This window comes from Nocardiopsis halotolerans DSM 44410, from assembly GCF_000341065.1.
In the GTDB taxonomy this organism is placed as follows: Bacteria; Actinomycetota; Actinomycetes; order Streptosporangiales; family Streptosporangiaceae; genus Nocardiopsis; species Nocardiopsis halotolerans.
Map to the genome: position 1 here is coordinate 53,175 of NZ_ANAX01000085.1, position 8,742 is coordinate 61,916.

Below are 8,742 nucleotides of genomic sequence, written 5' to 3' on the forward strand. Positions count from 1 at the left end.
CACCGTGGCCGGAGGGACGGCGTGGGCGGCGCGGGGCGGTCAGTGGGCGAGGACGTCGGAGGGGTCCTCCATCGCCTCGGTGACCGTGGACACCAGGTCCTCCACCAGGGTGACCCCCGCGACGTAGCCGGGGTTGCCGTCGGAGAGGACCGCGATGAGGTACTCGCGTTCGACCCCGGCCACGTAGCCCACGCTGTTGACGGTCCACAGGCCGCCGTTCCTCTCGCGTGGCACCCACCCGTTCTTGAGGCCGACGGTGTCGGCGGGGTCGGCGCTGGCGGAGACCCCCCAGACCTGTCCGGGAGCGACGGACTCCATCAGCCCGCGCACGTAGGCGCGGTCCTCCTCCGACAGCGGGCTCCCGTCGCAGTACAGGGCACGCAACAGCCGTACCTGGTCGGAGGCGGTGGTCGTGGTGGCGCCCCACACGCCCCGGGGATGCGGGTCGGTGCCGGTGAACCCCAGGGTTTCGGCACCCTCGCGAAAGCCCTCGGTGAACCCCATGCGCGCGTACAGGCCGTTGGTGACGTCGTTGTCGCTGTGGCGGATCATCACGGCGGCCTGGGCCCTCTCCGCCGCGGTGAGTTCGCGGCCCTCCTCCTCGGCACGCAGCAGCAGCATGGTGAGGATGGTCAGCTTGGCCGCGCTCGCCATGGGGAACCGCTGGTGCGCGTGGTAGCTGAAGGTGGCGCCGGTGCGCAGGTCCTGCACGGCGATCGCGAAGTCGGCCCGGTGCTCCTCGGAGAACGCCTCGATCCGCGTGGTGAGCTCCTCGCGCTGGGCCGTGGTGAGGCCCTCGCCGCCGGTGGCTGGCCCGGTACGGGGGGCGAAGGGCACCAGGGGGAAGGCCTCCTCGGAGAGCAGGGCACGGAGCAGCGCGGGCTCCGGCACGGAGGCCGGTCCCGCCGCGGCCGAGGTGGCACCGGGCAGGGCGAAGGCCATGACCACGGCCAGGAGGACCGCCACGATGGCCATGGACCGGGCTCGGATGTCGGCGGGGGGATGCCGGGGCACGCTATCACCGGTTCGCTGACAGGCTTCTCACAGAGGGGCTGTGCGGTAATTATCCCCCCATATGTCGCACATTCGGCTACTCGATACCCAATCGGTACCGAATTCCACCATTCTGTCCCTCTGGTCACACACGATCCGTGAGGGGGACCTCAGCGCCGGGTGTCCTCGTCGACGCCCCGGGCGATCAGGGCCTCTCCCGTCGCGTCGGCCATCCGCAGCAACTGGACGATGACCGGAACCACGAGCAGATGGGGACGGCCGGACAGGCCCCGCGCGCGGTAACCCTCGCGGGCCGCCCGCCACGCCGACGCGGCCATCGGGATGGAGCGGACGGTGAGGGCCAGGACCAGGGCGATCCGGTCGGGGTTGGCGCCCACGTGCCGGAGCGGCCGGGCCATGCGTTCGAAGAGGTCGAGCATCTCGCGTACGCGGGTGGTGAGCGTGACGAGGTTGGCGAACAGGACGAGCGCGGTCAGCTGCGCGCACAGGCGCAGGCCCGTCTGCCATTCGCCGAACAGGACCTGGAACAGGCCGATGGCCAGCAGGAACGGCCACAGCGCGCGCAGCGCCGACCAGGCCCGCCACGGGGACAGGCCCGCCACGGGATGGAGCACGAGTGCGGCGACCAGGGCGCCGACCGCGATCCGGGGGTCGGCCGCGATGATGAGGCCGACGCCGACCAGCAGCAACGCGAGGAGCTTGGCGGCGGCCGGAATCCGGTGCAGGAATCCCGTACCGGGGACGTAGAGGCCGACGGTGCTCATCGGTCGTCCATGAGCTTGGTGTAGTGGGACACGGCGTCGCGGGGGGCGCCGTCGAAGACCACTCGGCCCGCGTCCATGACCAGGACCCGGTCGAAGCCGTCGAGCAGGTCGAGGTCGTGCGTGAACAGGATGACCTGCTGGTCCAGGCCGTCGAGGGTGCGGTGCACCATGCGGGTGTTGCGCAGGTCCAGCAGGGTGGTGGGCTCGTCGCAGACCAGCACCTCGGGCTCGGTGACCAGTACCGACGCCAGGGCCAGGAGTTGCTTCTGCCCTCCGGAGAGCAGGTGTCCGGGGTGGTCGCGGTGGCCGTCGAGCCCGTAGCGGACCAGGGCCGCGTCGACCCGGCGCGCGGTCTCCTCGCGGCCGAGCCTGAGGGAGCGCAGGCCGATCTCCACGTCCTCGGCGACGGTCGGCATGATGATCTGGTTGGCGGCGTCGGAGAAGACGAAGCCGACCCTGCGTCTGATGTGTTTGGCGTGGCGCCGGGTGTCCCACTCCCCCAGCGTCACCCGGCCCTCGTCGGGGATGACGAGGCCGTTGAGGGTGCGGGCGAGCGTGGACTTGCCCGATCCGTTCGCCCCGATCACGCCGATGCGGTGTTCGGCGAGGTCGAGGGTGACGTCGCGCAGCACGGCGCGGTCGTCGAAGGAGTGGGAGACACCCTCCAGGCGCGGCATCAGGCGGCTCCGCGGCCGGTCGTGGTCTCGATGACCGGGTGACCCGCGGGCGGGATGGGGTAGGCGCGGTAGACCGTGCTGGCGATGATCGCGGTGACGACGGCCTTGACCAGGTCGCCCGGCAGGAAGGCCAGCATGGAGTAGGTGGTGGCCAGGACGCCGCTCCCGGTGACGACCGCCATCCAGGGGACGCCGATCGCGTAGATGACGAGGATGCCGCCGACGGTGTTGATGAGCAGGCCCTGCCAGAGGCGGTAACGGCCGTTCCGGACCATGAGGTCGGTGAGCAGGCCGATGACCAGCGCCGCGAAGGTCCAGCTGACGATGAACCCGGCCGACGGCCTGGCCAGGACGCCGACGCCGCCCATGCCGCCGGCGAAGAGCGGGAGCCCGGCCAGGCCGAGGACGAGGAAGGCGACGACGGCGAGGGTGCCGCGCTTCCAGCCCAGGAGGCTGGGGGCGAGCATGATGCCCAGGGTCTGGAGGGTGATCGGCACGGGAGAGAACGGCAGCGGGATGGCGACGGTGACGCTGAGCGCGGCGATGAGCCCGGCGAACACGGCGATGAGCGCGAGATCGCGGGCGGTCAGCCCCTTGTGGCGGAGCTCGTTCCTGGTCGTGGGCATGGGAGGTCCCCTCGGGGAGTCGACGGAGTTCCCGCCCATTGTCCGTTATGCCAGTGTCGGCCCGGGAGGTCGGGGCGCACAGTTCCCCGCGCACCGGTGTTGTAGGGGTTCGCCTGAGAGCCGGGTCACACGGCTGAAGGACGGTGTTCAGCCGTCGCCCTCCTCGACGGGCCCCTGGTAGACCAGACGTCCGGATCCGTCGGGACCGTAGCGCGCCCGGCCCCCGCCGGGGACGGCCAGGACCGCGCCCCGTTCCCGTAGGTGCCTGGCCTCGGTCGACCGGATCCGCACACCGTCCAGGGGACCGCCGATCAGCTCGGTACATCCCGCTCCGGCCCGCACGAGGAACCCCGCCGCGAACACACCGGCCGCCGTGCAGTACGCGACCACGGCGAAGGCGGTGTGCTCCGTCCAGGTCCACAGCATCATGAGCGCGGCCGCGGCCGCGAGGGCGGTGGACACCACACCGAGGTGGACGGCCGGGGGCCGCCGCCGCGCGTCGTCGTCGGGGGAGGTACCCACGGTCACGCACCCCCGACCCGGAACTGACCCGCCCCCGGTGCCGTTCGGCCGCCCCGGCCGCTGGGCTCGCGCACGAGATCAAAGACCTGCGTCCTCGCCATCGGGCCCTACTCCTTCGCGGCGCCCGCCGGAACCGCGCCCGGAGTCGCGGCGTGCGGGTGGTTCAGGTCGAACGCGGGACGCTCGGACCGGATGCGCGGCATGGAGACGAAGTTGTGTCGCGGCGGCGGGCAGGAGGTCGCCCACTCCAGCGAGCAGCCGTACCCCCACGGGTCGTCCACGGTAACCAGCGGAGCCTTCTTCGCGGTGACGTAGATGTTCCAGAAGAAGATCAGCGTGGAGGCCGCCAGCACGAACGAGGAGACCGAGGAGATCTGGTTCAGCCCGGTGAAGCCGTCCGTGGGCAGGTAGTCCGCGTAGCGGCGCGGGAAGCCCGCGGCACCCAGCCAGTGCTGGACCAGGAACGTGCCGTGGAAGCCCAGGAACAGCAGCCAGAAGTGGAACTTGCCCAGCTTCTCGTTGAGCATCCTGCCGGTGAACTTGGGCCACCAGAAGTAGAAGCCCGCAAACATGGCGAACACCACGGTGCCGAACACCACGTAGTGGAAGTGGGCCACCACGAAGTAGGAGTCGGTGACGTGGAAGTCGAGCGGCGGGGAGGCCAGCAGCACACCGGTCAGACCGCCGAAGAGGAAGGTCACCAGGAACCCGATGGCGAACAGCATCGGCGTATCGAAGGTGATCTGGCCCCGCCACATCGTGCCGATCCAGTTGAAGAACTTCACGCCGGTCGGCACCGCGATGAGGAAGCTCATGAAGGAGAAGAACGGCAGCAGGACCGCGCCCGTGGGGAACATGTGGTGCGCCCACACCGTCACCGACAGACCGGTGATGGCGATGGTCGCCGCCACCAGGCCCTTGTACCCGAAGATCGGCTTGCGGCTGAACACCGGCAGGATCTCGGTCGCGATACCGAAGAACGGCAGCGCGATGATGTAGACCTCGGGGTGGCCGAAGAACCAGAACAGGTGCTGCCACAGGATGGCGCCGCCGTGCTCGGGCGCGTAGACGTGGGTGCCGATCATGCGGTCGGCGCCCAGGGCGATCAGGGCCGCGGTCAGGACCGGGAACGCGATGAGCACCAGGACGCTGGTGAGGATGATGTTCCAGGTGAAGATCGGCATGCGGAACATCGTCATGCCGGGCGCGCGCATGCACAGGGCGGTGGTGATGAAGTTGACGCCGCCCAGGATCGTGCCCAGACCCGAGGCGACCAGACCCATGATCCACAGGTCGCCGCCCAGGCCCGGCGAGCGGACCGCGTCCGAGAGCGGCGTGTAGGCGAACCAGCCGAAGCCGGCCGCGCCGCCCGGGGTGAGGAACCCGCTGACGACGATCAGCCCACCGAACAGGAACAGGTAGTAGCTGAACAGGTTCATCCGCGGGAACGCCACGTCGGGCGCGCCGATCTGCAACGGCATGATGATGTTGCCGAAGCCGATGAACAGCGGGGTCGCGAAGAGCAGCAGCATGATCGTGCCGTGCATGGTGAACAGCTGGTTGAACTGCTCGTTGGAGACGATCTGCGTGCCCGGAGAGAACAGCTCCGACCGGATGAGCACCGCCATGACGCCGCCGATGACGAAGAAGGCGAACGCGGTGATGATGTACATGTACCCGATGATCTTGTGGTCGGTGGACGTCGCCCACGCGACGACCATCGACCCCTTTCGCTTGGAATTCTCCTGCACCGCTGACGTGTCTGTCACGATTTCCACTCCCCCGTGCGCACAACTCAGGGCCACCGGAGACCGGCAGCGACCACTTCACCGAACCCGTGTTGCCACGGATTCTCTCTCCGGCACCAGAAAAACACGTTAGCGCAGGACAGAGACCTCCCGCTCGAACACGGCACCCTATCCCGCTTTCGGGTGGAACACTTATTGAGCGTTTCTCTGCTTTTCTTCTCCCCACCATTCATGACGACCATGGGCGGCTATTTCAGCACGAATCCACCAATCCAGACAGAATGGAGGGTGCGTGCCGGAGGAAGACCGGGAGGGTGAGGGGAACGGCGGCGGGGCCGGAAACGCGCATGGCACCCTGCACGGCGTCCCGACGCAGACATGGACGGCCCCAGTGATCGGGAGGGTGCGGCCGAACAGGCCGGTAACGGTGGTCCCGGCTCAGGCGCGGCGGTGGCACACGGAGCCGAGGCTGCCGCCGAGGCCCAGGCCGCGCGGCTCCTGGGGTTGGACCCGTGCACTGACCAGCAGTAAGCAGTAGATCATGACGGTCGTGGCCGGAGACGGTGTTCCCGGCCACGGACGATCAGAGCCGGATTCCGGCGTCGTGTAGGAGGTCCTCGGGAAAGACGGGGACTCCGGTGCGGGCGGAGAGAATCAGGGACTCGCAGAGGGCGAGGGTGCGCGCCCCGTCCACGCCGTCGATCTCGGGGGTGCCCGTACCGGCGACGGCCTGGGCGAACTCGTGGACGGCGGACGCGGTCCCGCTGCGCGCGACGTCGTCCCTGGCGAAGAGCGGCCGAAGCGGTTGGTGTGCGGGGGCGGCCGCGTCAGTACCGCTTTCCGCCGTGTCCGTGTGGGCGGCGAGCACCTCGTCCGTGGTGGTGCGCACGCCGTCCCGGGCCCGGTGCCAACCGTCCCACACCTCCCACGCCCCGCTGAGGACGTGGCCGTCCTCCAGGACGATCCTCCTGCTTCCACCCGGCGACTCGTCGTCGCGGGACCGCAGGTTCATCTGCACGACCGCGCCGGACACACATCGAAGCAGCGCGAACAGGCCGTTGGCCCGTCGCGGGTCGCGTGAGTCCTCGTGCGGCGGGAAACCGGGGACGCAGTAGACGGATTCGACCTCTCCGAGAAGAAAACGGACGAGGTCCATCTCGTGGGCACCCATCTCGTGGGCGAGGTAGGCCCCGGCGATGTCGGGGTCGCCGTACCAGTCGGCGGCGTTGTGCCGTGTGTCGCGGCCCAGGGAACACACGATGTCGGTGGACATGGAGACGACGTCGCCCGACCGGTCCAGCAGACCGCGCAGGGCGCGGTTGGCGCCCACGCGCCGGTAGTTCTCCGCCACGGACAGCACGCGGCCGCCCCGCTCGGCGGCGCCGACCATCGCCGAGGCCTGTTCCAGGTTGAGGGCCAGCGGTTTCTCGACCAGGACGTGCTTTCCGGACCGCAGCGCCCGGACGCAGACCTCGTGGTGCGCCGCCGTGGGAAGCACGACGATGACGGAGTCGAGTCCCTCGTCGGCGAACAGGTCCTCGGCTCGCGCGGTGACCGAGGGACGCGGAAGGCCCGCCTGGGCGAAGAGGGCGGCGACGCGGTCCGCACGGGCGGTGTCCCTGTCGCAGAGGTGGGTGGCGCGCAGACGCGGTTCCAGGTGGTCGGTCGCGATGATCGCCCTGGCGTGGCGTTCCCCCATGCTCCCGCACCCGACGATCGCGACCGTGTGACCGTTTCCGGGGGCGTCTCGCTCGCCACGGCTCATCGTGCGTCCTCCTCCGGGTCGGCCGATCTCCTCGCGCCTTCGCGTCCGGACTCCGTCAGCGGGGACCGCACCGGCGAAGGCGCCCCTGCGAGGGTAGGTCCACCCACCCGACGCGGAAGCCGGGGCTCAGGGGCCGCCGGTTTCGAGCCGCTCGCCCGTGTGCAGGGTGGCGGCGTCGGCGGCGGCGCGCCCCGCCTCCCAGCCCCGCGCGTTGGACGCACCGCTGAGCCGGGTCGTCTCCAGTTCGGGGAAGACCTCGGACACCGCCTCCTCCACCTTCTCGACCCGTGACGCCAGCACCGGCAGCAGGTCCGTGCCCTCCTCGGCGTACTCCCGCACCGCCCTCTCCTCCTCGGAGTCCGCCGACCGGCTGAGCCGCTCGCCGATCCGCGTGGCGAAGGAGGCCAGGAAGGAACTGCGGAAGGAACGCGTCGTGGACCGCCCGTGCGCGTCACGGGTGGATCCGGCCCGCTGCATCGCCCTGGTGGCCTGGACCAACAGGGAGGTGAACAGCAACTCCACCATGTTGACCTCGTCGGGGAACCCCATCACCGTGCACATGCCCAACCTGTCGTGCCACACCGACCGGCAGTTGTTGGCCTGCGCCACGACGTTGAGCAGGGTCGCCTTGTGGTGCTCGTAGGGGGCGTCCACGGGCAGACGGCGCCCTCCGACCTCGGAGACGGTGCCCGTCTCCGCGACCAGCGCCGCGTGGTCGATGCTGTGGCGGGCCATCATCTGCTGGGCCCGGCTGGTGAGCGCCTCGGCCTCCTCCGGGAACTCGGTGGCCTCCGCCTTGGCGAGCAGACCGCGGATCCGTGCGAGCTTGGCCGGATCCGCCCCGGCCCCGTCCCCGGTCGGCGTGGTCCGGGCCGTCCCCGGTAGGGGCAGGAACACCTGGAGCGCGGGAAGGCCGTGCAGAAGGGCGAGCACGCGCAGGGCCGTCTCGACGCAGGTGTCGCGCCCGAGCCCGTGGCGTTGCGCGAACAGGTCCGCGTGGTCGGCGTCGGTTCCCCACCAGGGTTCTCCGAGCTCGCGGACCTGCCGCGCCCAGTCCTCGGCCACTCCGGCCGCCGCATGGCGCCGGTTCTCGGCGACCACGACGTCGGTGACCAGGGCCGCCGCGCGCCTGCCGTTCTCGCGGCGCGCCTCCCGGACCAGCTCGGCGGGCTGCCATCCCCGGTGCCAGGCGTGACCGACGGCGTCCTCGAGTACGGAGAACAGGGTCCGGTCCACCGTCCGCCGCCACGAGGGCGGTTCCTGGCCGGCCAGGATCGTGAGGGGCTCCGACTCCGCGCCGTGCCGACCGTGGTGGAGGGCGTGCACGGCCTGGTCGATCAGGGCGAGGACCAGTTCCCGGTCTCCTCCGGAATACTGCCCGAACCCCCGCGCGTCGCGGCGGCGCTGTTGCTCGCGTGCCTTCTTCTGCTTGGCTCGGCGTCGTTGCTGGTTGGCCCTGCCCACGTGCCGGTTCCCTTCCCACGGCGGTGTCCGTGTCCAGGATGGCAAAGTCGGGCCGTCGGCGCGGAGGGTTGTGGACAAGTGACGCACGGCCGCCGAACGCCGTCCCCGGCGTGCCGTCAGCCGTGTCCGCCTCGGCGGATGCGGTTGATGGGCACAGGCAGG

General features: G+C 70.4%; 8 protein-coding genes. All 8 read right to left on the reverse strand.

The genetic code is table 11. The features are described 5' to 3' along the window. Nucleotides 1-39 precede the first annotated feature (39 nt). Complete coding sequence (locus tag D455_RS0106825) at nt 40-1,014, reverse strand: serine hydrolase (protein WP_017570006.1); 975 nt, start codon at nt 1,012-1,014, stop codon at nt 40-42. A 149-nt stretch (nt 1,015-1,163) separates the two neighbouring features. Next, complete coding sequence (locus tag D455_RS0106830) at nt 1,164-1,778, reverse strand: energy-coupling factor transporter transmembrane component T family protein (protein ID WP_017570007.1); 615 nt, start codon at nt 1,776-1,778, stop codon at nt 1,164-1,166. Then, nucleotides 1,775-2,455, reverse strand: coding sequence for an energy-coupling factor ABC transporter ATP-binding protein (locus D455_RS0106835; protein ID WP_017570008.1), 681 nt, complete (start codon nt 2,453-2,455; stop codon nt 1,775-1,777). Before D455_RS0106835 ends, D455_RS0106830 begins: the two co-directional genes overlap by 4 nt. Then, entirely contained in the window at nt 2,455-3,081 is a 627-nt protein-coding gene (locus D455_RS0106840) for a biotin transporter BioY (protein ID WP_017570009.1), read from the reverse strand. Before D455_RS0106840 ends, D455_RS0106835 begins: the two co-directional genes overlap by 1 nt. A gap of 147 nt (nt 3,082-3,228) precedes the next feature. Then, complete coding sequence (locus D455_RS29500; protein ID WP_152487019.1) at nt 3,229-3,603, reverse strand: hypothetical protein; 375 nt, start codon at nt 3,601-3,603, stop codon at nt 3,229-3,231. Nucleotides 3,604-3,710: 107 nt separating this feature from the next. Next, a complete protein-coding gene (ctaD, locus tag D455_RS0106850) occupies nt 3,711-5,324 on the reverse strand; it encodes an aa3-type cytochrome oxidase subunit I (protein ID WP_017570011.1) in 1,614 nt (537 codons plus the stop codon). Nucleotides 5,325-5,934: 610 nt separating this feature from the next. After that, nucleotides 5,935-7,116: a Gfo/Idh/MocA family protein gene (locus tag D455_RS0106855; protein ID WP_017570012.1), complete on the reverse strand. Its 1,182-nt coding sequence runs from the start codon at nt 7,114-7,116 to the stop codon at nt 5,935-5,937. A gap of 126 nt (nt 7,117-7,242) precedes the next feature. Further along, complete coding sequence (locus tag D455_RS35845) at nt 7,243-8,580, reverse strand: DUF2786 domain-containing protein (protein WP_017570013.1); 1,338 nt, start codon at nt 8,578-8,580, stop codon at nt 7,243-7,245. Nucleotides 8,581-8,742: the final 162 nt, after the last annotated feature.

Bases quoted from the DNA above. Each gene is read 5' to 3' on its own strand.
- D455_RS0106855 (WP_017570012.1), bottom strand. From the start codon at position 7,116: ATGAGCCGTGGCGAGCGAGACGCCCCCGGAAACGGTCACACGGTCGCG.
- D455_RS0106830 (WP_017570007.1), bottom strand. From the start codon at position 1,778: ATGAGCACCGTCGGCCTCTACGTCCCCGGTACGGGATTCCTGCACCGG.
- ctaD (WP_017570011.1), bottom strand. From the start codon at position 5,324: ATGGTCGTCGCGTGGGCGACGTCCACCGACCACAAGATCATCGGGTAC.
- D455_RS0106840 (WP_017570009.1), bottom strand. From the start codon at position 3,081: ATGCCCACGACCAGGAACGAGCTCCGCCACAAGGGGCTGACCGCCCGC.
- D455_RS0106835 (WP_017570008.1), bottom strand. From the start codon at position 2,455: ATGCCGCGCCTGGAGGGTGTCTCCCACTCCTTCGACGACCGCGCCGTG.